20 protein-coding genes and 2 pseudogenes are annotated in these 24,012 nt (G+C 30.0%); 11 read left to right on the forward strand and 11 right to left on the reverse strand.

Annotated features, from left to right (window positions below):
- The first annotated feature begins 299 nt into the window (after positions 1–299).
- Positions 300–431: a GntR family transcriptional regulator gene (locus tag ACWJKP_RS11085; RefSeq protein ID WP_224579199.1), complete on the forward strand. Its 132-nt coding sequence runs from the start codon at positions 300–302 to the stop codon at positions 429–431.
- Positions 432–945: 514 nt separating this feature from the next.
- Here ACWJKP_RS11085 and ACWJKP_RS11090 read toward each other — a convergent pair.
- The 5 genes from ACWJKP_RS11090 to ACWJKP_RS11110 form a co-directional block, all read right to left on the reverse strand.
- A complete protein-coding gene (locus tag ACWJKP_RS11090; RefSeq protein WP_165412829.1) occupies positions 946–1,242 on the reverse strand; it encodes a hypothetical protein in 297 nt (98 codons plus the stop codon).
- 209 nt (positions 1,243–1,451) lie between these two features.
- Positions 1,452–2,489: an alpha/beta hydrolase gene (locus ACWJKP_RS11095; protein WP_165412830.1), complete on the reverse strand. Its 1,038-nt coding sequence runs from the start codon at positions 2,487–2,489 to the stop codon at positions 1,452–1,454.
- A gap of 420 nt (positions 2,490–2,909) precedes the next feature.
- Positions 2,910–3,206, reverse strand: a complete 297-nt coding sequence (locus ACWJKP_RS11100; protein WP_165412831.1) for a spore coat protein — start codon at positions 3,204–3,206, stop codon at positions 2,910–2,912.
- A gap of 1 nt (position 3,207) precedes the next feature.
- On the reverse strand, positions 3,208–3,420 hold the full coding sequence (locus ACWJKP_RS11105) for a hypothetical protein (RefSeq protein WP_165412832.1): 213 nt from the start codon (positions 3,418–3,420) through the stop codon (positions 3,208–3,210).
- Between the two features lie 394 nt (positions 3,421–3,814).
- Positions 3,815–4,249, reverse strand: coding sequence for an ABC-2 transporter permease (locus tag ACWJKP_RS11110; RefSeq protein WP_165412833.1), 435 nt, complete (start codon positions 4,247–4,249; stop codon positions 3,815–3,817).
- Positions 4,250–4,564: 315 nt separating this feature from the next.
- On the opposite strand from ACWJKP_RS11110, the gene ACWJKP_RS11115 reads away from it, so the two are divergent.
- Positions 4,565–5,251 carry a response regulator transcription factor gene (locus ACWJKP_RS11115; protein WP_165412834.1) on the forward strand — a complete coding sequence of 229 codons (687 nt, stop codon included), beginning with the start codon at positions 4,565–4,567 and terminating at the stop codon, positions 5,249–5,251.
- A complete protein-coding gene (locus ACWJKP_RS11120) occupies positions 5,241–6,728 on the forward strand; it encodes a sensor histidine kinase (protein WP_165412835.1) in 1,488 nt (495 codons plus the stop codon). The genes ACWJKP_RS11115 and ACWJKP_RS11120 overlap by 11 nt, the downstream gene beginning before the upstream one ends.
- A 143-nt stretch (positions 6,729–6,871) precedes the next feature.
- Here ACWJKP_RS11120 and ACWJKP_RS11125 read toward each other — a convergent pair whose 3' ends face one another.
- A complete protein-coding gene (locus ACWJKP_RS11125; protein ID WP_165412843.1) occupies positions 6,872–7,402 on the reverse strand; it encodes an amidase domain-containing protein in 531 nt (176 codons plus the stop codon).
- Positions 7,403–7,583: 181 nt separating this feature from the next.
- Here ACWJKP_RS11125 and ACWJKP_RS11130 point away from each other — a divergent pair, with 181 nt between their 5' ends.
- Positions 7,584–7,841 (forward strand): hypothetical protein, encoded by a 258-nt coding sequence (locus ACWJKP_RS11130; RefSeq protein ID WP_165412836.1) that lies wholly within the window; start codon positions 7,584–7,586, stop codon positions 7,839–7,841.
- A 39-nt stretch (positions 7,842–7,880) separates the two neighbouring features.
- Here the strand turns inward: ACWJKP_RS11130 and ACWJKP_RS11135 are convergent, their stop codons facing one another.
- Entirely contained in the window at positions 7,881–8,363 is a 483-nt protein-coding gene (locus ACWJKP_RS11135) for a hypothetical protein (protein ID WP_165412837.1), read from the reverse strand.
- 269 nt (positions 8,364–8,632) lie between these two features.
- Between ACWJKP_RS11135 and ACWJKP_RS11140 the strand changes: the two genes are divergently transcribed.
- A complete protein-coding gene (locus ACWJKP_RS11140; protein WP_224578683.1) occupies positions 8,633–10,168 on the forward strand; it encodes a transposase in 1,536 nt (511 codons plus the stop codon).
- A gap of 535 nt (positions 10,169–10,703) precedes the next feature.
- Positions 10,704–13,011 (forward strand): annotated as a pseudogene (locus tag ACWJKP_RS11145) (GxGYxYP domain-containing protein); the annotation flags it as partial.
- 211 nt (positions 13,012–13,222) lie between these two features.
- Here ACWJKP_RS11145 and ACWJKP_RS11150 read toward each other — a convergent pair.
- Both ACWJKP_RS11150 and ACWJKP_RS11155 read right to left on the reverse strand, forming a co-directional pair.
- Entirely contained in the window at positions 13,223–14,308 is a 1,086-nt protein-coding gene (locus ACWJKP_RS11150) for a hypothetical protein (protein WP_165414937.1), read from the reverse strand.
- 444 nt (positions 14,309–14,752) lie between these two features.
- Complete coding sequence (locus ACWJKP_RS11155) at positions 14,753–15,463, reverse strand: hypothetical protein (protein WP_165414936.1); 711 nt, start codon at positions 15,461–15,463, stop codon at positions 14,753–14,755.
- Between the two features lie 225 nt (positions 15,464–15,688).
- Here ACWJKP_RS11155 and ACWJKP_RS11160 point away from each other — a divergent pair.
- The 4 genes and pseudogenes from ACWJKP_RS11160 (at position 15,689) to ACWJKP_RS11175 (ending at position 19,692) form a co-directional block, all read left to right on the forward strand.
- A protein-coding gene (locus tag ACWJKP_RS11160) for an IS3 family transposase (protein ID WP_165415075.1) occupies positions 15,689–16,836 on the forward strand; the annotation gives its coding sequence in 2 pieces (ribosomal slippage) (positions 15,689–15,935 and positions 15,935–16,836; 1,149 coding nt in all).
- A gap of 965 nt (positions 16,837–17,801) precedes the next feature.
- Positions 17,802–18,692 (forward strand): hypothetical protein, encoded by an 891-nt coding sequence (locus ACWJKP_RS11165; protein ID WP_165414940.1) that lies wholly within the window; start codon positions 17,802–17,804, stop codon positions 18,690–18,692.
- A 274-nt stretch (positions 18,693–18,966) separates the two neighbouring features.
- Positions 18,967–19,266: pseudogene (locus tag ACWJKP_RS11170) on the forward strand (transposase); the annotation flags it as partial.
- 138 nt (positions 19,267–19,404) lie between these two features.
- Positions 19,405–19,692 (forward strand): transposase, encoded by a 288-nt coding sequence (locus ACWJKP_RS11175; RefSeq protein ID WP_411955895.1) that lies wholly within the window; start codon positions 19,405–19,407, stop codon positions 19,690–19,692.
- A gap of 45 nt (positions 19,693–19,737) precedes the next feature.
- On the opposite strand, the gene ACWJKP_RS11180 is transcribed toward ACWJKP_RS11175, so the two are convergent.
- On the reverse strand, positions 19,738–20,001 hold the full coding sequence (locus ACWJKP_RS11180) for a hypothetical protein (RefSeq protein ID WP_165414939.1): 264 nt from the start codon (positions 19,999–20,001) through the stop codon (positions 19,738–19,740).
- Between the two features lie 668 nt (positions 20,002–20,669).
- Between ACWJKP_RS11180 and ACWJKP_RS11185 the strand changes: the two genes are divergently transcribed.
- Entirely contained in the window at positions 20,670–21,125 is a 456-nt protein-coding gene (locus tag ACWJKP_RS11185; protein ID WP_165414938.1) for an AraC family transcriptional regulator, read from the forward strand.
- Between the two features lie 893 nt (positions 21,126–22,018).
- Here the strand turns inward: ACWJKP_RS11185 and ACWJKP_RS11190 are convergent.
- Entirely contained in the window at positions 22,019–23,437 is a 1,419-nt protein-coding gene (locus ACWJKP_RS11190; protein ID WP_224578694.1) for an IS1182 family transposase, read from the reverse strand.
- Between the last annotated feature and the right edge of the window lie 575 nt (positions 23,438–24,012).

Raw genomic sequence — 24,012 nt, forward strand, 5'->3', positions numbered from 1 at the left:
AGTTAATTCTTGAATGATTTCCCATGTTTGTATTTCAAAATATGGAATAATCATTTGAAGTATGTCATAAATTGTAATTTATCTTCTTCGAAGCTGTTTATCTTCTTCGAAGAAGATAATTTAATGTAATAAGACAATATTGAGTGTATAGACAATCATTTTTTTTTAGGTATAATATATTGCAGAGTTTAAATCATTAGTAAACATAAAAAGTACAATGCATTGTATGTTTTTTTAAAATCAAATTTGAAGGGTTGTAAATTAATGAATAAAAATTCGTCTATACCGATTTATACCCAATTGGAAGAGGCTATAAAAGAAAAAATAAGAAAAAAGAATATCTTCCTGGTGAAGAGCTTCCAACTGAAAGAGAGCTTACTGAACTCTTTGGTGTGAGTAGAATGACAATAAGACAGACTATTACAAAGTAGAGAATAGCATTAGAAAATAAAGGCCTTGAAGCCAGTGAAATTAAAACTTGTGAAATGGTTCATGAATATATTGATAGTCTATATTTTGAGCTTATCAAATTCCCTAATAAAGTTTTCAATACCTTAAAATTAATATTTGAAAATGTAGTTAGGAATGGTCTGAAATCTCATAAAAAGGATAAGAAAACTGTTTTTGATATTCTTGGAGTATGTTATAAATTAACATCATCGCAGGCTAAAGTTGCAGCATAAAACAACTTGATAAAATTGTAAAAATCCCACTATATACGTGGCTTTTTTTCGTGTACCCTAAAATTGTTTAAATACTAATGTACACTTAAAATTTCAATGGTAAAATATAGTATTTGATGATGACTTACTAATATTCAATATGACTTAGCTTGATGGCTATGTTTCCAGACCCCTAATAGCTATATATTTAAAACCATATATTATAAATAGAATAATGGACGTTCGACTATCATAGTTCTAGTTGGTATATCTCTTTTTATTATTAATCAGTATCTTTAATGTATGCTGTACGTTCATTAAATTTTTTAGTTTCTTCTAATGAACCATAATTAATGTTACTTGTTATCTTAGACATATTAGCACCCTTGACAGCAGTAGCTTGTTCATTACTTAGCTCTTTTATTGAACCGACAGTAAAACCGGTGGATTCATCACTTGATTTTAAATTAGCACCAGTACTGCTGCTGTTCACAGTAGCAGTTGAATTAGTGATTGAACCCTTATCAGTGTCTGATTGCTTATTTAACTTTTTTGTTTCCTCTAAATTATTTTTATTCATAATTTTCTCCCTTCAACTACATAAATTACACTGTATGTATTGTATTCAGCGCATTATTTAGTTTACCCATATTTATAAAATATATTTGAAAAGCTTACTTCATTGTACGGCGATCCTATAGTACAATTCTTAGGGTCTTTACTTCTAAAAGGATATAAAGTTGACTTACGACAAAAGTATGTGGTCATTTTCTGAAATAAATTTTAAATCTACTTTTTATTAAATTGCTTTTTTAGATATGTTGAAATTTCAATTAAAGCCTCATCTGATTTACTCGTAATCTTATTCATTGAGACGAAACCATGTGTAACACCTTCATATCTGGTAGAAATCACATTCACACCTGCTTCTCTTAATTTATTTCCATAAGCTTCACCCTCATCCCTTAATGGATCAAATTCAGCTGTGATTATGAGTGTGTTAGGTAAACCTTTAACGTTCTTAGATAATAAAGGGGAAGCATATTCACTTTTTCTATCTTGTAATCTTGGAGTATATAGCGATATAAATTTTTCAGAGTTTTCCCTAGTAAGATTATAATCCATAGCAAAATATGACCAGGATTTTGTATTTAGTTGATAAATGTTTGTTGATGGATATATTAGTACCTGAGAGGTTATGTGGGGGCCATCTTTATCACGTGCCCTTTGTGATACTACAGCAGAAAGATTGGCACCAGCGCTGTCACCTGCAACACATATTCGGCTGTAGTCCCCATTAATACTTTCAGCATTTTTGTAAGCCCATTGTAGCACATTATATATATCATTAAGCCCTGCCGGATAAGGATCTTCTGGTGCAAGACGATAATTTACAGATACCACTATTGCATTCGAATTTTTTGAAAGTCTTCTGCAAATATTGTCATAGTCATCAATATTACCACTTATCCAACTACCACCATGTGAATAAATTATAATAGGAAATTCATTTCCCCTATCAGGTGTGTATATTCGTACTGGCACCTGATTTGAAGTTGTCTTTATATCCATATTTTTTATATTGGAAAAGCGTATAGGATTGGAACTCCATATTGTTGTTGACTTATGTAAAGCTGAACGTATTTCATATATTGACTTTCCTTTAAGTGAAATTGGATTAATATATGCTTCTATTTTAGACATCATACCAAATATTGTATCAAGCTTGCCATAACCTGTTGTAGCTATACTTTTAATTAAAAAACCGTATATTACAATGATAAGGACAACAGCAGAAAAAACCCACAAAATTCTTTTCTTTTTCATATAATACCTCCACTATAATATTAATCTCAAATACAAAATTATGACCATACAAATTATATTAATAAATTAAATTGGAAATTAATTATATTTAGCGAGTATATATAAGTTATGTCCAATCTTATATAGCGAAAACATGGAGGGTTTTCAGCACCAAGTTTTGAAAATCCAAGAAGATTATAAGAACCTCATCTCTTTGTATTACTAAAAGAGTGGAGTTATTTTAAAAAATCAGAATTATAATTATATTTATAGGTGATGAAAAAACTAAATATATGTTTAAAAAGCCACTAATATTCGAATAAATATTAGTGGCTTACTTTCTTTTGTGTCTAATTATATTAATTCTAACGTTTTTAATATGGGTAGTTTTCGCGGGTAAGGTAAAAACTTATTTAGTTTATGTTAACCTTACTTTTACTTCTACTTCTCGACTGTAGATTTAGATTTGTTAAAACTATTAACTAGTTGTTGTGAAGGTGCATCATAAGGGGATACCCACTTACGGTTTACAGCTAGATCAGTTAATGCTGAATGTCCACCTATAATTTGAGTTAAGCTTGCTGAGTATATTGCTCTTAATTCAGGTGTAGCGCTTGTTAAAGTTGCTGCTAGATATGCATCAGCTGCACTTTTTGCGGACCCAATCATATTTCCAGCTATTACTTCATCATTAATGTCTGTGTTATTTTTTACAATGTTATTTGTTATCATTCCCATATTATTTTGCTCCTCCTGTAACCTGATTCTCATTAATAAATTGTTGAACGCCTTTTATTCTTCCCTCTGTTGCTAAAACCCCATTCTCTGCTTGACTTTTTAATTCTTCATCACTAATTAAATTTTTCATAACTCTTGCTACCGCTAATCCGTCTTTTTCCATACTTAATAAGCCTGTCAAAGATAATAATTCACCTTCTGATAGTTTTCTCATATTAATACCTCCGAATTTATTATTTTATTATGCTAGTATGTGCAATTATAAAATAAATAAACCTTAATTTGTTAAAGGATAAATAATTGCAGTGAGTCTGACTTAATCTCCTAATATAAATAGTATTTTTATAAACAATTCAATTTAAATTACATTAAAATCCACTGTATCTATACTTGGAAGAGTAGATGATACTTATTATCATTCTTTTTCACATTAATATAATGAAGTTCAAAACGATATAAACTAAACCGATTAAAATAACCAATGTCGAATTCATTAAAGAGTCTTTCGCAGTACCATTGTCAATGAGAGTAACTATTACAACTGTACTAGTTATACAAATAAATATAAAATAATTTAAAATCTTATTAATCAATTGTGATTTCAAGTATCAAAACCATATATAAATGGGTAAATATACGGAAATGTAAACAACAGTAAAAATTGAAATTATTATTATATCAGTTAAATTCATAAATCTATTAATATGACTAAGTCCAGAAAATTTGATTATAGAAGCAAATAATATGGTAATAGCAATTCCAATAATAAGAAAAACAAAGCTAGATAAATATCTGCTAATAACTATTTCCTTTCGGCTTACTGGCAAACTGTTAATCATTCTATCAACATCGTTTTTTTTACCAAATCCGCAACTGCTTGTAATTAATGAATTTGCAAATATAGATGGTGTTAAAATATAAATAGATGCAACTCCTAGAAATTGTAGAATACAAATGATAGTAAAATTTAATAAGATTGCTATCATTAAATCCTTAGTACCTTTTTTCTGCATAAGAATATCCTTTACAACTAAGTTAAACATTCCTACCTACAAATGCGTAAAATCGATAACTTGATGCAACTTATTAATATAGTAAATGGGTTTGTTATTATTAAATTGATTCATATTCTTTAATTCTTCTATAAAAAGCATTGTTTTTCATGGCAATAATACCCAAGGATTAATTATTAATGCTTAAACGTTCGTTCCCTCCCTTTTGCTGGGTAAATTTTCATATTAATTTTATGTTAGTTGGAATATAATAAATTATGATTATTGCTAGTCTTATTATATAATATAAAAGAAAGTTGAAAATTAGTATTGAATTTTAACAAACTTTTAATAAGGAGAAAATATATGAATGAAACCATTTTAATTGTAGATGATGAAGAAAGAATTAGAAATCTTGTGTCCATTTATTTAAGGAAAGAACAATATAATATTTTGCAAGCAGAAAACGGCAATGAAGCTGTAAATATATTTAATAAAAATAAAGTGGATTTGATTATTTTAGATGTAATGATGCCTATCATGGATGGCTGGGATGTATGCAAGGAAATAAGAAAAACCTCTAATATCCCTGTTATAATGCTCACAGCTAAATCCGAAGAAGATGATGAATTATTGGGGTTTGAATTAGGCACGGATCATTATATTACGAAGCCATTTGTCCCAAAGCTACTAGTTGCTAAAGTGAAAGCAATTATAAGGCGAACTTACAGCACTGAACCTGTTCTAAAGGAAGGAAATAACTTTGACGGCCTTGTAGTTGATAATTTAAGCCATGAGGTTACTGTAGATAATAGTGAAATATATCTATCCCCAAAGGAATTTGAACTACTAAATTATTTTATACTTAATAAAAGTATCGTATTAAGTAGAGAAAAAATATTGGATGCTTTATGGGGTATTGACTACTTTGGAGATTTAAGAACTGTAGATACTGTTATAAAAAGATTAAGAGAGAAGCTAGGTGAAAAATCTTATCTTATAGCAACCATAAGAGGAGCTGGATATAAATTCGAGGCGAAAAATGAAAAGTAAAAAGAGCATCACTAGAAAGCTTTTCGCTATAACCTCTATAGTTTTTATAGTGTTTATAACTACTAATTTGATAGTACAGTCTGCATTCTTTGAGCAGTTTTATATAAAATGGAAAAAGGATAACCTTGAACATAATCTTGTTAAATTCAAAAGCGAATATTCTTTACTCCAAAAAGATGAAGATAAAATTAATTTAGTTAGTTCTTTTGAAGAAAACAATAACTATAAAATAATTACACGAGATAGATTAGGAAATTTAAAATATCTTACAAAAACAATTGATGAAAGAAAAGACTCTATAAAAGTTAGAATCATGAACCAAATAATGTCATCTGAAATAGAAAATAGCGGTGGTATTAATAAATTTAAAGAAGAAGGAAAAACCCTGATTTTTACTACTGAAGAAACCCCCGATATGGTAGAAAGTGTATCAGGTATATTATATGCTGAAAATAGCGATGAAATTGTGTATGCTTTTGCTTCGCTACAGCCAGTAAATGAAGCAGTTCAAGTTATAAAGGTATTTTACTTGTATTTCTACATAGGTGCCCTAGTTATAACTCTATTTCTTTCTTTAATTTATTCAAGCATGATTGCAAAGCCATTGATAAAAATAACTAAGACGGCAGCTAAAATGGCAAAGCTTGACCTTACAGAAAAATGTGAGGTTAAAAGTGAAGATGAAATAGGAGCTCTCGCGACTTCACTTAACCTTCTATCAGAAAATTTAAATGAAGCATTAACCTCACTTAAAGAATCTAACGTACAATTAGAAAAGGATATTGAGAAAGAAAAGAAACTAACAGAAATGAGGAAAGACTTTGTGGCATCAGTTTCCCACGAGCTTAAAACTCCTATAACCCTTATAGAGGGGTATACACTAGCGTTAAATGATGATATTTTAGAAGGCGCAGAAAAACAATATTTTATTGATGTCATAATGGATGAATCAAGGAAAATGAACAATTTAGTATCAGATATGTTGAATTTGTCTCAACTAGAATCTGGGAATTTTAAATTGATTGAGGAAGTATTTTTTCTTGATGAACTAATAAATCCAGTTACTAAGAAATTTTCATCCCTACTTAATGAAAAAAACATTAAGCTCGAATTAAATTTAATCCAAAATGTAAAAGTAAATGCAGATTGGAACAGAATAGAACAGGTACTAACAAACTATATGACTAATGCAATAAGACATACTTATGATGGCGGATCCATAACAGTAAAAATGATAAATATAGAGGGTGCTATCCGCGTCGAAGTGGAAAATAGCGGAAGTAAAATTGATGATACTGAAAAAAGTAAGATATGGGATAACTTCTATAAAATCGATAAATCAAGGACTAGAAAGCTTGGGGGCACTGGTCTAGGTCTTTCGATAGTGAAAAACATAGTAATACTTCATGGTGGTAGCTGTGGAGTAGAAAACACAGAAATTGGAGTTGAATTTTATTTTATTTTAAAAAAACAATAGTTAGCCTGTAATTATAGCTACTATATTTCAAAAAATGGTATGTAAAATGATTTGCTTTATCGTTACTACTCAGGCAGTCCAATAGTGAATAGCTGAGTAGTAACTATCATTTTACATGCCATTACATATTTAAATTATAATTTTTATAAACTTATTTTTAAAAAATGTACACGATTTGCTCCCCAAGAATCTCCATAAAATATGTTTAAAGCCTCAAAGGTATGATGAGAAATTAAAGGCTGTGAATATCTAAAAGCGGTGATAATCGCAGAGTGAAAAATATTTCCATTATTATCTTCAAAAAAAATCAAATCACCTAATTCAAGAAGGCGAGTATCATATATTTCAAGACCCTTAATCCCTGAAGCCTCAGATTGTTGATTAGTCTTTAAAGACCAATAAAGGGAATTTGCCACAGCCCATGGAACAGACCATGTGTCATCATTTGTACTATTAGTATTAGCCTTTCTGTACCACCAAGGATGTGAGCCATTAAACCTCATAGGTGCTCCACCAGCTAATAGGCACTGAGATACAAAGTTTGCGCAGTCGCCACTAGTCTCATTATTAATAAGAGGGAAGTACCTAAAACTGGGGTTTGGATGCAAGGCATAGGTCATTGCATAATTAACCGCATTTATTCTAGAATATTGATTTGATCTAAAAAAATCCATGTTACACTCCATAAAATTACTATTATTAAATTCTATGATGAAGACAGTGAGAATGTTCATAATAGCCTCCTAAATTAATGTAATTATATTTAATATTTGATATATAAATTACTATTGTGTATAATTAAAATCAATTAGAATATTATAGTAGTTATAATGAAAATATGGGAGGGGGATTATTATGGATTATGGATTAATGATTATTTTAATAATTTTTATTATTTATTATGCTTTTCAGTATAAAAACACTAAAAAGGCTATGAATTTATTGATGATATTTTTCTTTGTTGGATCAGCATTATATAAAACAAAGTATCCTATTTATGATCAGTTACAAGAATTTCAACAAAAAATCTTGAATATAAGTTATATGCTATTTGCATTGATTTTATTATTTATAGCCTATATAAATAAAACAAAGAAGAAAAAAACAAATTAAAAGAACCGTATCCTCAATCAATGGAGAATTTGCTGAATACTACTGATTATCAATAAATGAAGCTGGGTCTTTCATAAACTCATCCAAATTTTCAACTGTTTCCTTGAAAGTTTTCTTAATATCATTTAGCCTGTTCTCAACTTCAATATAACGTTTCTCCAAATTTTCAAGTTGATTATTATGTTGTTTTGTTAAATTTTCTATTGGCTTATATTTGTCCATTTTTTGGTTTGTGGAATCATTTAACAGATAAAATTTATACATTTCGTGTTGAAGTTTTGCCATCTCCTTGGCATAATCTACAATTGATGCATTGCTAGACATGTAGTCACTATTATCAAAAGAATTTTTAATATTATCTAAAATAGTTGAAGCTTCATCATTAGTATAATCTATACTAAAATCAACGTAGTCATTGGTATTTAGTAAAGCTAAAGAATACATTTCATCTGTTTTAAGTTGATGTTGATTATTAGGTACACTATGCCTTGATATTATTGTATTTATAGGATTTAAAATCATACTAATTCCCCCCTAGGTTATAATATTAGTACTCTCGGAAACTCTCAAGCCATTGCTAATTCTAGGTTCATTTTTATTCATATATCAACTTCACCCCAGAATTTCTTCGAGTTTTATATCTTTCGGGTAGCATAGATAGTCTAAGCTATCCCTAGTATTATCGATTTTTTTTAATTAAATAGTTTTAAATAAGACTTGACAGCAGTAAAAATTTCGCAAAATGAATTTTGTATATTATTACCATTTTTCATTTATAAGGAGTGATTTTTATGTTAACTGTTAAGGCCTCACATACTCAATATCAAAATTTTGTTGAAACATTTCTAGAAAAATTCTTTATTCAAAATAATCAAGAAATTACTTTGTTTGAGCGTAGTTCAATAATAACAAAAATCTGGTCTGCCGACCTAACCGGAATTGTCCCTCTAATACAAAGTGCTTATTCTAAATCCAATCAAGGGGCTCCGCCCAAAGATGCGGTAGCTTTACTCAGATCACTTATTATTATGGCTTATTGTAAAGAAACCAGCATATCATCTTGGATAAAGACATTACGTTCAGAACCGTTTTATGCAATTCTGTCAGGCTTTATCCCTGCTTGCTACTCGCCTTTTAAAGCCGAAGGCATAGTTGCTGATCAAATACCTGGCATAGGTACTTTTTATGATTTTATGGATAGGCTGATTCATAAGGATAAAATCCTATATAAATCCAAACTGCGTAAATTGAAACGTAAACCAAGTAAAAAACAAAAGAAAAACCAAAAGATGAATAACTCCAAATCTGGTGTAGTCGAACGTTTAGTTAAAAGAATCTTAAAATATGATAATTCTAAGCTTTCTGACAGAATAGAATCCAAAATGAACAACATACTTAAGGAATTATTTGTTATTCCTTCCTTATCAATGGGCATTTTGGGTGACCCTTCTAAACTAAATATTGCTGGTGATGGAACTTGTATGCCTACACAGGCTTCGCCTTATGGTAAAAAAGTTTGTGATTGCAAACTTAAACCAGGAGAGCATTGTGCTTGTTATCGAAAGTTTACCGATCCCAGTGCTAGCTGGGGTTGGGATAGCTTTAATGAACACTATTACTATGGTCAAACTTATCACGGGTTCACTGCCTGTGATAGTTTTTACAGCCTACCTATCCATATTAAATTTGTTAGTGCAGCACGGCATGATTCTGTTACCGGTGTTTATGCACTTAAAGAGATTGTAGATTTATACCCTGAAATTAAATTCTATTCCGTAGCCTTAGATTCTGCCTATGATGCTAATGCATTTTATCTTTTATGCATGCATTATGGAATAAATCCTATTATTGATTTAAATTCACGTTCTTTAAAACCTTCATCAGGCAGTGATTTTGTTGAACTTGACGATAAGGGCATTCCTCATGGGAAAATTTGTGGACATCAGCTTCGTAATTGGGGAATCGTCCGTAAGGAATTTAGGCATAAATGGTTATTCCCAGTTCAATGTGACCACTGTGAAAAATGTCCTATTAAAAGCAAGAAAATTTATTACACTAAAACATTAGATAATCCAAGATATTTTACTCCTATACTAAGAGGTTCAAAGCAATGGAAATCTCTTTATAAACGACGTTCAACTACTGAAAGGTGTTGGGATAGAATAAACAACGACTTCCATGCTGAAAAAGCGATTATCTATTCCGTTGGTCGCAGAATAACAAGAGTATTTCTTGGTGCATTTTGCTGTTTTATAGATGCTTGGGCTAATGAAAAAGAGGTAACAATTGCTGATATCTTCCCGGTTTTCAAGAAAATAGCTGCCTAATTTATAATCAGTTTTAACTCAATAACCAGCCTACGGCTTTTTTAAAATAGTGTATAAAAAAGCCTTTTTATCATGCCTACTATTAATTCAAGTATAGCATTTCATCCAAATAAATACTTTTATTCCTCAAATATGGGAATTGTTAATTATTGTTTTTCGAGTACACTCATAATATGTGTATTAATGAAAAGTTATAGTAGCGGCTTAAAAGACTTGTACTTTACAGAAAAAAAGTTAGTATGTCTTTGTAATTACTCAACTAGTGGTTTATGTTGAAGATACACTAATATGATGAATCTAGTATAATAAAAGCAATCTGTACTCAAACATCAAGATCAAAACTCCGTAACAAAATAATTTTTTATTCATAATATATGGTGAAAACTATTTTTTATGGAGGATATACATGTACATGTGTCCCTATTTTTATAATATGATGAGATTAAATAAATATATGCAGCAGAACAATGAAATGATGCTTGCTAATACGATGCGATCCATAGCACGAGCTTCTGATGTATCCTTAAATGACACCAATATAAATTTAATTTTAGATTTAAAAAATCATCTCTATGAAATTCCAAAACATTTTCGTAAGTCGACTGATATATTAAGTATACAAAGTAGTAAAGAATTAAATCTTAGTGGATTAAACACATTAAACATTTCAGGTAGTCAACAATTTTCCGAGTATAATCTACCTCTTGTAATAAATAGTCTAGGAACTTCATTACCTATAGCAGTTATTGATTTGAGGCAAGAATCACATGGGTTTATTAATGGAATCCCTGTTAGCTGGGCTAATGCAAAAAATGATGCTAATATAGGATTAACAAAGGATCAAGTGATGTCTGATGAATATAATAAATTAAATAGTATTAAATTAAATGTGCCTATTACTTTTTATAATCATAATAATATAGGTATAGTTCCAAAAAAAGTTGAAGATGAAGAGCATCTTGTTAATTCTAAATCACTATCATATAAACGCATTCCTGTTACTGATGGTAAGATTCCAACAGATGATATGGTTGATTACTTCGTAGAGCTCGTAAAATCACAATCTAAAAATACCTGGGTTCATTTCCACTGTAAACAAGGTATAGGAAGGACTACTACTTTCATGATTATGTATGATATGATGAAAAATGCCCACCAGGTTATGGCAGATGATATTATAACTAGACAATTACTATTAGCATTTGATGAGAGTCATATTAAATCTTTTTATAATAATAATGAAAGAATTAATTTTTTGCGGAATTTCTATAAATACTGTAAGGGAAATATAGATGTTTAATATTAAATGGAGCGACTTTAAAAAAACTCTCAATAGTAGTAATTTTATGAAAAATCCTACAACTCCAACTTATTTATATGTTATTTCTCAAGATACAATGACGCCTTGTGAGCGGACAATGATAGCCACCCTTCAAGGTCTTATTAATAGTCAATCATCTATTCAAATATATACACTTAATTCCTCACAACCAGATTATCAAATATGGCTAGATGATTTAAAAAATAGTTATGGAGTTTTATACGAAAACATCTCAGATCCGTGGCGCTTATTAGATGTATTTAAAGATTATATTGATGGATATGTGCTTTACAATAATAAATCGCTAAAAGATCCTTCAATAAATAATGCTTGTTCACTTGCCTCATTAAATAATTGCATTGCAGTTGATGAAGCTATCCAAGATAAAGTACGCGCCTATGGAATCACAAATATTAAAGGCGACTGCAGAAACACAGATGAAAAATGGGCGTACGTTAATTTATGGGATTCTGGCCTCAATCATTCCATAATAATTGAGTTATCCCCGAGCAAAGATTCCGCCTTAAGAGATTATGGTATAATGACCAAATCCCTAATATTTTATGAGGATAAAATAAATGATACAACTCTTCGCGATAAAATATTTTCATCCATGGAAAAGAACTCCATTTGCTTAGGGTGGGGACCCGATGAATTTATTAATATAAGTACAGTTTCGAAATATGGTATTAGCATGGTTGCTGCAGATTGGTCATATAATTTAACTGTATTAAGTTCATTCCCATCATTACCAATGACTCAAAAAACGTTAATGAACATTCCTAATAAAGAAAATGTTCATAATGTAACATTTATTGTGTCTGATGGAGATAATCAACAGTGGAACCTTGGAACTAATTATGGTTCTCACAAATGGTATGGTTCTCCTTATAAAGGTAAATTTAATTTGGGTTGGTCATTAAGTCCATCTTTATATTACCTTGCACCTACTGTATTTAAATTATATTATGAAAGTGCAGCTCATGGATCTACTAATGATTATTTTATAGTACCACCATCTGGAAATGGGTATATGTACCCAAGTAAATTTGATAAGAATGCTCTCGGAATATATATTAATAGATTAAATGATTATATGAAAAAAGTAGATCAAAAATATATATCAATTATAGATGACTCGTCTTTTTATGACAATGAGCTTTGGGGTAAATTTACTATTAAGTCTAATATACATGGGTTGTTTTATCTTGATTATCATAGGCACGACAATTATCACGGAGAAATTATTTGGTCTAATAATAAACCTATAGTGTCCTGCAGAGATTTACTTTGGGATAATCTTGAAAGTGGAGCTGAGCTCGTAAAAAATATTAATCATAGAGTTGACTCTGGACAAACAGATATTTCCAATTCTAATAGCTACACCTTTGTTTATGTTCATGCTTGGAGCAAAAGCCTTAGTAATATCGAAAGGGTTGTGGATAAGCTAAAGGAAAATCCTAAAGTGGCGATAGTAACCCCTGAAACATTTATGGAATTAATAAAAAAACATGTTAAATAATCATCTTCGACGCTGTACAGATTCGAAGATGATGCACTAACGACTTCAGAAGGGGATTTATATTCCCACTGAAGTTTTCTCTTTGTTATAGTATGTCCTTTGATAAACTTCTGGTATGGATATGGCAACGATTCATGAAAAACCATGGTGCGAGTAAAAATTTTACATATGCCCCTATGTAAGATGTACCCGAGCTATATTATTCATACCCTTATTTGTCTAATACAACATAATTGGTGATGGTTTTATTATTGGGGCTCCATATTTCTTTAGACTGATTGGTGTGTAAATCATAGTAAAATATAGTGTTAAGCTTTTTTGTATATCCTCCATCATTTACGAAAGATTTTGCATCAAGTTTTGTTGCTAAATAAAAAAAACCCTTTCCATCTGCTGAAAATCTTGCATTTTTAATTTCTTGAAATTGCTCCGAGCTTTTAAATACTTGTTTTATTTCTCCTGTTTCTACATTTTGGGTGCAGAAAATATTTTTCTTGTTATGAGCATCATCTAACCACTCCGTACTTATAGAAATTAATAGAAGACTTCCATCTGGTGATAATGATATATTATTCACAAAATCCTTCATTGGCTTACATTCCTTAACCATTTTCCCATCTTCATCATAGATTGTGAAATTATACTGTGATGGTTCCAAAGCAAGTTGACTCTTACTTGCTTTATCCATATTATTTAAACTTTTTGCCTTAGAGTATGTTGCAACTGCTACCATTTTTTTGTCTTTGCATATATCAAAATTTAAAACTTCTATATCATTATCCTGATTTCCAAATACCTTCACTTCTTCTGTTTTTAAATTATAGGAAGCCAATTCAGAGTTCTGATGATTCTTTCTAATAATGCGCATAAATATTTTTGATGTCAAATTATCAATATACAAATATTCAACTAAAACAATGTCATTTTTTTTTAGACTTGTAAGCTGAAGTTCTTTCTGTGATGTTAAATTAAACTTGAATAACTGCGCAAATTTTTTGTTGGGATCCATTTTAGGATAGTATAAATTACCGTCATCTGATAATACATTAGGCATAAAAATTCCCGGAGTAACTTGGGTTTTTAACAAAACAGCCTTCTTTGATATAGTATCCAGCTTGTAGAGACTAATATCTGCATTTTTTTCAAAACAGGAAATAGATACCATTTGAGCTGCATTCTTTGTAATATTTTTATTACTCTCTGAGGCCTTATTCGAATTACATCCAGTAGATAGTAAGCTTAAGATTGAAAATAATGATATGACAATAATCACTTTAAAGTTAATATTTTTAAACATAATACGCTTACCTCCCTAAATTTATTTTCGTTTTTGTATATAATCAGATTGTTAATCAACAATCTTTAGCCAGCTTTCCAGCTGTATTTTCTAACTGAAAATTCCCCCATATTATAATTGAAAAATTCCCTCGCCCTTATATCAATTGATAGTGCATATGGGTTGACATTGAGCCTATGCACATATGATTACAGGCCATTAGCCAAGTCATTGTTAACAATGGCTTAGCATAGGTATAGACTACCACATGTACTCTCAATGTAAATGATACGCTTCGCCAACCCACATTAAAATTCTCAATTGCAAATTAGGGTAGAGGAAAAATTCAACTATAAAGTGGGGGAGTTTTCAATTAGTACATACACCAGCTAAATATATCGAATTTCCTTTTTTATTAATGTATCTTAATAATAGTCTTAGCACGAATCTTCGACATGTTCATAATTAATTATGAACATATTTCCCTTGAAATACTCCGGTTCCAAGAGAAAAGCCAAAGTCTTTAAACGCCTCTGGTCGTAAGTCTAATACATGATTATATTTTCTTAAATTTCCAATATCATTTTTATAAAAATACGCTAGTCTTCCAGTAGATGCACAAGTTAGTCTTATTTGTGTATTCTTTGCACAATTATCAGCATACATATCTGTCGCACAATCCTTATAACCTAATGTATTGTCATACATTCCAATAGCATCCGTATACCATGTAACTCCGCCAGCTGGTGAAGTATATTGAGATGAAGCAGCAGCATATGAACGTGTAATAGCAGAAGCAGTCTTATCGGAATAGATAACCCCGTTGATTGTTATTTTTATAGGCTCTCCTAAACCATCATAATACACTTTCATACCGGCTTGAGGTAAAGGTGTTTTAACGGCAGATGTCGGTACTTTCGATGCTACCGTTTTATCAAGAACAACCTCTTTACCATCTTCACCCTTATAGCCATCTTGTACTAACATCAGTTGAACACTTTTATCATATTCAATTATTGTACCTGGTTTCATTTGAGCAGGAACTGCATTAATTGAAGTACCTACTATTGATTGGGACGCACTACTTGTATTGGTTACGGCTTGTACACCATAAACTGGTAAAAGTGACACCGTCATACCGAGACTTAAAACAATGGTTAGTAATCGTTTCTTCATTAATAATTCAACTCCTAATTTTAAATTTTCCACTAAATATAAATAATCATTTATATTTAGTTGGATTTTTGTAACGGATGTACCAAAGTAATTATATAAGAACAAAATACCAACTTCTACATATCTGTATATAATTAGTATTTTAATTTATTGTAACAATGACCTGATATACTAAAGTTGTAACACTTAGTACTAATAAAATAGTATAATAAAATTAGGAGAGTGGTGTTACAAATGGCAAAAAAAATGTATGATCAAATTTTTAGAGAAAAACTAGTAAAATTAAATCTAGAAAATAGTAGAACTATCCCAAGTCTAATTAAAGAATATGGTGTATCTAGATCAACCCTTAATGTGTGGATTAAAAGCTATTGCGAAGAATGCAAAGAAGCAGAAGAAAAAATATCTCCTAGTGTTTATGAGGAAAATAAATTACTAAAAAAAAGAACTATTGAATTAGAAAAGGAAAATGCTTTCTTAAAAAAAGCTGCGGCATTCTTCGCCAAGGAAATAGACAATTAATCTACCAGTTTATATCTACCAACAATAAGGAATTTGGTGTCAGATGGTTATTACGCCGTTTTGAGCTATCACCCAATGCATATTATAATTATTTGAAATTCAGAAAAAGTATCTATAATGAACAAAAAAAATTAATTTTGAAACATATAGAGAAAATTTTTCACAGTGAAAATGGGAAAATGGGATATAGAATGGTAAAACGCTCATTAGAAAAACAAGGAACTAATTTGAGCTTGTTAACTGTGCATAAATATATGAAAGAATTAAATATTAAGTCCGTTTCATTTAGAAAAAGACCTAATTATGTAAAAGGAACTTCACATAAAGTATTTTCTAATATTCTAAATAGAGATTTTACAGCTGTAGCTAAAAATTTAAAATGGTGTACAGATTTCACCTATATACATCTTTCCAGCGGTAAGATAATGTACAATTGTTCTATTTTAGATCTATATGATAGAAGTATTGTAGCAACTAAGACATCTAGTAATATAACGGCGGAGCTAGCTATTGATACACTCAGTGAAGCCATATCTAATCATAAGCCCCCTACGGGATTAATAATTCATAGTGATCAAGGCTCACAATATACCTCAAAGGCATTCACTTCTTTTTGTGAGAATAAAAAAATGCAACAATCTATGAGTAAAGCAGGTTGTCCATATGATAACGCTCCTATGGAGTCTTTCTTTGGAAAACTTAAGAATGAACATATTAAGCATTACAGTATTAAAGATGCTCTGCATTTAGAAGAGCTAATAAATGACTATATTTTTAGATATTATCATCATAAAAGGCCTCATAGTTCTCTGGGAGGGTTAACTCCTTTTGAGAAAAGATATTCTAAATAATTAATTACACACAAGTGTTACAATTTTGCTTGACCAGGTCACAATGCGTTTAAGCCTAATTAATAAACACATTATACTTGCCATAATAACTTTCTTGTCCAATAATTATTTTCCTTATAATGATTATTGTTGATAATTATGTATTTATTACATTTATTTGATTTTATATGCTCATATTACACCATACAAATATTAAATGCAATATTTACCACGATTACTTTTATAATAACAATAAAGAGAAAGGGAATTAATGAAGTATATGACAATAATGCTGAAACCTTAAAGGATTATAGAAAAACAGATAGAATATATTGGTCAATTTTCTAATATTATTAAAAAGTCTATAAAATCTAATATGGTGGTGAATAAAATAGATTGGAGATCGTTGTCGGATAGGATAGTGGTCTTTTTGGTATTTATAATTTGCTTTCTCTTTTTGAACTATAAGTTTTTTAAACACTATCCCTGTTCTTCTCACTTCCTAATTTATTCATTATGTTATTTAGTTAATATTACTTATAAATTATCATTATAAGCGCAAACAAAACCATTCAATATAATAAAAGTTATATTGAATGGTTTTGTTTTTACTTGTTTTCAAGCCTTTTTACTGATTTTATATGTATTTTTCAAAGATTTCATGTATATTTATAATGTAAACATAAAGTATACATAGTGAAATACATTGTAAACAATGGTATACACGTGTTAACAATTAAAAATTATTTATATTATATAAAAAAATTCAATGATAAATATAAGTAAATCACTAAAAAATCATTGAAACCAAGTATCCTAGGAATTATACTGTTTATATAGCAGCTTCTAAGAAGATGAACAGCTCCGCAGGAGATGATTTAACAAGCTGTAGATAAATTTAGAGTATAAATGCCATTAAGTTATGAAAATAATTAAATTTATTCTACTTATTATAGAAAATACAGGCCTAAGAGAGGAAGTACGAAATGGATGCAATATTAAGCGTAAGAATCAGTGATGAATTAAAACAAAAATTTAATGAGTTAGCTCAGAGTGAAGGAATAAACAATAAGGAATTGATGGAGCAAGTAGTTAAGTATTACGAATTAAATAGAGCAAGAGAAGGGGACAGTACTATGTCCGAAGATATAAAAGAATTACAAACAATAACCAGTAGAATGGCAGATATATACATAAACATAGTAGAAAGAAATAACATTAAAGCCTTAGAGGTAAAAAATATCCATAGAAATGAGTTAATAGACAATAATAAGGAAAATGAAAAACTAAAAGGAGAAATTACATTATTAAAAGAAGACAACAAAAAAATAAGCTCACTGGGAAAAGACCTATCTGATGCAAAGCATATAACTAAAGAATTACAAGAAAATATTAAGAACTTAAAAACCCTTAATAATATGCAGGAAGAAAAAATATTAAGCCTAGCTAATACCAATGAAAAATACATTAAATTCGAAGATGAGATTATAGAGCTTAAAACATCCTTTGATAAATCATTGGATGAAAATATGCAACTTAAGAATGAATTGTTAAGTAAAAAGGCTGAACAAGATAAATTAATAAAACAGATAGATGAATTAAACCAAATAAACAAAAATAAAATAGATGAGCTGCAAATTAAAGCTAAGCAAGATGTTGAAATACAGCGGGAAAGAACAAGCTTTGAAATGGACAAAGAACTTTTAAAATTAAAAGAGGGGCAACAACTCAAAACACAGGAATTACAAGAAAGCTTTAATGAGAAAATTACTAATTTATTAAAAGAAAAAGAGGAAGTGGCGGAAAAATTTAAAAATATGATTTTAGAAATGGATAAAAAAGAAAATGAAGCTAGCGTTATTTCTAATAATAAATAACACAACAACAGAGACTGATATAACCTATATTTTTAAAAGGTAAAATTGAATAAAGAAATAAGAGGTATACTTTACTATAAAATATCCTGCTTCGGGCCTGTAAATAATTTTGTGTAAACAGAATAAAAAGCACTCTTTCTTGGCAATAATTGAGATAAGCTAATTATCAAAGATTGCAAGGAGGAGTATTTTTATGTCAAACATTTTGAAAGATATTTTAAGGGATTATATCAACGAGCAAAAGTTTACAAGTCCAAATGAGGTTTTAACTGCTATGAAAAGTATGTTTAGAGACGTTCTTCAGGAGACATTAGAAGCAGAAATGGATTCGCAACTTGGATATGATAAATATGATATATTCGAAAAACGAACTCCAAACAGTAGAAATGGTTATTCTAAAAAAACTGTAAAATCTGAGTTGGGAGCAGTAGATCTTAATATACCTCGTGATAGAAATGGTGAATTTGAGCCTAAAATATTGCCTAAGTATCAAAGAAATATAACTGGTATCGAAGATAAAATAATGGCGCTCTATGCAGCTGGAATGACTACAAGGGACATATCAGAGCAAGTATGAAATATATACCACATAAAGACAAGAAGGCATTTGCTAAAGATTTGAAAGCCGTTTATGGCTCAGTAAATGAAGATCTTGCACTAGCAAAATTTAAATTTTGCTAAAGAAAAATGGGGTAGTAAATATCCAAATGCAATAAAAAGTTGGGAAGATAATTGGGATAATCTCATAACTTTCTTTGTATTTCCAGATTATATTCGTAGAATTATATATACCACAAATGCTATAGAGAGTCTTAACAGTCAATTTAGAAAAGTTACGAAGACAAAGCTTATATTCCCGAACGATGATAGTCTTATGAAGATGCTATATTTGGCAACTGAAAAGGTAAGTAAGAAATGGACTAGAGTATATGCAAATTGGGACCTTGTTATTAGCCAGCTCAATATATTATTTAGTGAGATCCTAAATGAAGGAGCGTAGCTTTGTGACTCCGTCCCCAAAACCCCTTAAAGTAGATAAAAAAAATTATTTTTTATTTTGTACTGTGACAGTATCTTTTTTAACTCTTGGGGTTGTTTTCTTCTTCTCCAGTTCTTCTAAGAGTGATTTATATTTACTTTGATATTCTTGTATTTCTGCATTATATTTCAATTGGTTTTGATTTAATTTCTCTTGTTGTGCCTTTTGTAGTTCTAATAATGCCTTATCCATCGTTATATTTGCCTTCTCTTTCAACTGTTCAATATCTTCGATATGTTTATCCTTTAATTGCTCTTGACTCTCATTCAATCCGTTAACAACCTTCTCAATGTCTTTTCCTAAATCACTAACAGTAAAAATTTGTCTATAACGCTATTTTTTAACTTCATATTTTTAGATTGAGTATCTGCAAGTGACTTCTTATACTGTTCCACTTCAACTTTATATTGTTTATATTCCTCAAGTATTCCTGTAAGAGGGGTAGTAACCGTAAAGCGTAAATTTACAACGCTAAGCCAGTTATTTACAGTTGGATATTATTATTTGAATATTGCGAGTTAGAATTAATATGTAAAAGTTCTACCTTGAAAAAGTATATAACATCAGTGTAAAGCATTGATATACCTAGGGTTTAATGACTAAATGATAAAGCTCTTATTTTTTTGCTCAAAACAAGTTAGTTAAAGTAGAATTATAGTATTAATAACACTAACTAAGCGAGAGATAAAAATGGCGATAATTCTGATTATGATTTAGTAGATAACATGAGACCTTTGAAAGTAATTTAACATTACTCCGATAATGGGTATAATATTCCTAAAAGTTACGTCAAATTGATAAATTAATGCGTCATATAAAGTATTAATAAACACATGTAAGTGGTAATTTAGTAATTTTAAAAAATGTCTTGTTTTCTATTTTAAAGCATTATATGATGTTTATAGACATCGATGTACTTTATAAAGAAAGGAAGAATTATGAATATAGAAATTGAAAAAACTTTATTTTATAGAATTGCTTATATAAGGCAGGTTGGATCTTATGGGCAGAATAATATTAAAGTAATGGAAAAATTAAAGAAATGGGCTAAGTCTAATGGACTGCTTAATGAGCAATCTATCATACTAGGAATTGCCCATGATAACCCTAAAATAGTAGAACCCGAAAATTGTCGTTATAACGCAGGTCTCGTTATTTCAAATGATTATTGCATTAGTGATGATTATATTAGTGATGGTAACATTCTTGGAGGAAAATATGCAGTTTTTAAAATAAGACATACAGCTGAAGAAGTTCAAAAAGCGTGGCTTGCAATTTTTCCGGAATTATTCAAGAAAGGGTATCAACTGGATGAGGCAAGACCTATTCTTGAAAGGTATAAAACTGAAATGGTTAAAAACCATTTTTGTGAAATTTGTGTACCAATTAACTAAAATTTAGTTTTAATAAATTTTAGGTTATAGAATTTATTAAAATACGTAAGTCTTACGCATTAGTTGTGTCCCATTCTTCATACTTTACATCATAACAGCCACAAAATAGTAGTTCCGTTTTTGATTTATAGTTCATCAAAAATGGAGAATACTGTCTTATGGCTGTTTTTTTCACGAATCGTCTCAATACCCCATATATTTAATAACTGTTTTATTGTATCAGTGTCTTGGGAATATATGTCTTAACCGGGCGAATTTACGCTTTGCGGTTTCTACCCCAATAACATCTCCATCCTAAAGCATTATCAAATATATATGATGCTATAAGTAATGTATTCTTAAATTTCAAATCCATTTATTTACATGCTTATAGCCGTTTTTGGTTCCGTTACTACATATACCCATAGTAGGTTGAAAACAAAAAAACAGATCCTGCTGTAGTGCAGTAGGATCTGTTTCCCTTGGGGGAAGGGGAAATAATTTCATTTGCTTTGGACAAGTTTACTGACTGCTACTAAGATTAAATAGAATGATGAATGCTTAGGTACTTTAATAGATTAGTTTACTTTTGGGCAGTGAGTAGGATTGTCCAAAGCTTCATTTGTGACCTAGAGTAGTGAAAGAGCTTGTGCCACATCGGGTTTTCGTATGAATAATGAAGGAGAAAATATGCTGTGGATCAGCCTTTGACTGCGGAGTCTTATTATTATATTAAGACTGATTTGTAATACATTCAAAGTAAAGAGTCAATACGTTATGTTACATTCAAAATGAAACTTCAAAGGAATAGTCAAAGTGAAAGTAACACAATTACCATTGTGTTACTTTCACTTTGGCAGGTTGTTTACAAACCCAGTATAATTTTTTTATTATACTGGGCTTTTTACATGCAATTATGCGATAGCATTTTGAGTTATGGATAAATTTAAAATAACAACTATGTTCTTAGTTAGAAAATCAAAAAACCTTAAAGATAGCAGGCTAGCTATCTTTTTCATATTCTGCACTGCTGCTGTAAGCAGACACTGCTCTTGCACATTTTCTAATCCACGCATATGGCAATAGCGAAGCCCATGCAGTTGTTTTGAATCTGCGAAGCTTCGCTCTATAGTTTCTTTTCTTCTTCTATATATATTTCTGCCTTTATCTGTTCTGGTGAACTTTACAACATCTTCTTTATACGTTTCCCAAACATGTCTTCTAATAGTTTTAAACTTGCTTTTTGCAGAAAAGCATTGAGCTCTGTTTGGACATATGTCGCAATATTTTGCATTACCAACATATTCTTTATATCCTTCTCTTGTTGTTGTTTTATAATGTAAAGCCCTTAAGTCAGGGCATACGTAAATGTCCTGCTCTTTAACATATTGGAATTTATTTTTTGTGTACATTCCTTTTGTATGTGGAGACCTACGGTATCCCATTACAGATTTTAATTCCCTCTCATATAGTTTTTTACATATAAGATTTGTAGCATAACCAGCATCTGCACCAACATATTTTGTATTAAAATTAAACTTTTTTATTTGCACATCTAATCTATCGATATAAGGATCAACATCATTTATGTTTCCAGGAGTAACATACACATCAGTAATTATATTATGTCTGCTATCGACAGTTCTGTGATCTAAATATGAGAAGCCTTCCGGCTTGCCATCTCTCATCATATATCCACTGTCGGGGTCGGTTGTGCTAACTTTAGTTTCTTTTATTTTGGTAACAGGTTCTTTTTCTTTTAAAGGTTTTTTACCATGGTTTATTCTATCTTCTTCCACTGCTTTATTAAGTTCAGCTACATATTCTTTCGGCGTTTTTTCAACTTCAATTTTCACAAGCTTTCGCTTATTAGCATTTGCTTTTAGGTGTGTAGAATCTGTGTAAAGTATTTTACCGGTTACCATCTTAAGATTTATAGCCTTAAATACTACTTCGTCAAATATTTTTTGAAACACATCTGTTCCTTTAAATCGTCTACGTCTATTTTGGCTAATTGTTGAATGATCTGGAATAGTATCAGTAAGACTTAGCCCTAGGAACCATCTATAAGCCACATTTACTTCAATTTCCTTTACAAGTTGTCGTTCAGATTTTATTCCAAATAAGTACCCAATAAACAGCATTTTAAAAAGTAGAATGGGATCTACGCCAGGTCTTCCATTATCTAAGCAGTAATATTTTTTAGTCAGTTCTCTTATAAAAGAGAAATCCATGTATTTATCTATATTTCTCAAAATATGGTCTTTAGGAACTAAATCTTCTAAATACACCATTTCTAGTTTTTGTTGTGTGAAGTTTTTTTCATTAATCATAATAATGCCCTCCGAATTATAAAGTTTGTATACTATATATATTCGACATTGATGTCCTAAAATCCTTTTTGAATATGAAAAAAACACTCCAATTTTAAATTAGAGTGTTTTACATTTTATGTTTGTCAACGGTCTGTCAAAGTGAAAGTAACACAATTACCATTGTGTTACTTTCACTTTGGCGCTACTTGTTATGTTAAAAATGCAGTTGATTTCTGACATAACAAAAGAGTTCATTACTCATTCATCAGGGCTCCTCGCTTGTCTTATTGTACTTTTCACTTTCAATTATCAAATAAGTTTATATGTGTTGAATTACGTTTGATTGTATTTGCAACATTTCATATATTGCTTTCATTTACCACATATAAAAAGTAGCCTTAATTAATGCAACAAGGGAAATAATTAATGTTTTAAAATATATTTACAAATTTAGAGGGTTTTTGTTATTAATATAGAATCTATTTAATTCACAATAATAATCCTCAAATAATGTAATGGGGGTACCATACTCAAAAATGATATTTCGTACGTTAAGAAAAACATAGCCCATAAATGTAACGATTAAGGCTGTA

The organism is Clostridium sp. CM037 (assembly GCF_055081095.1).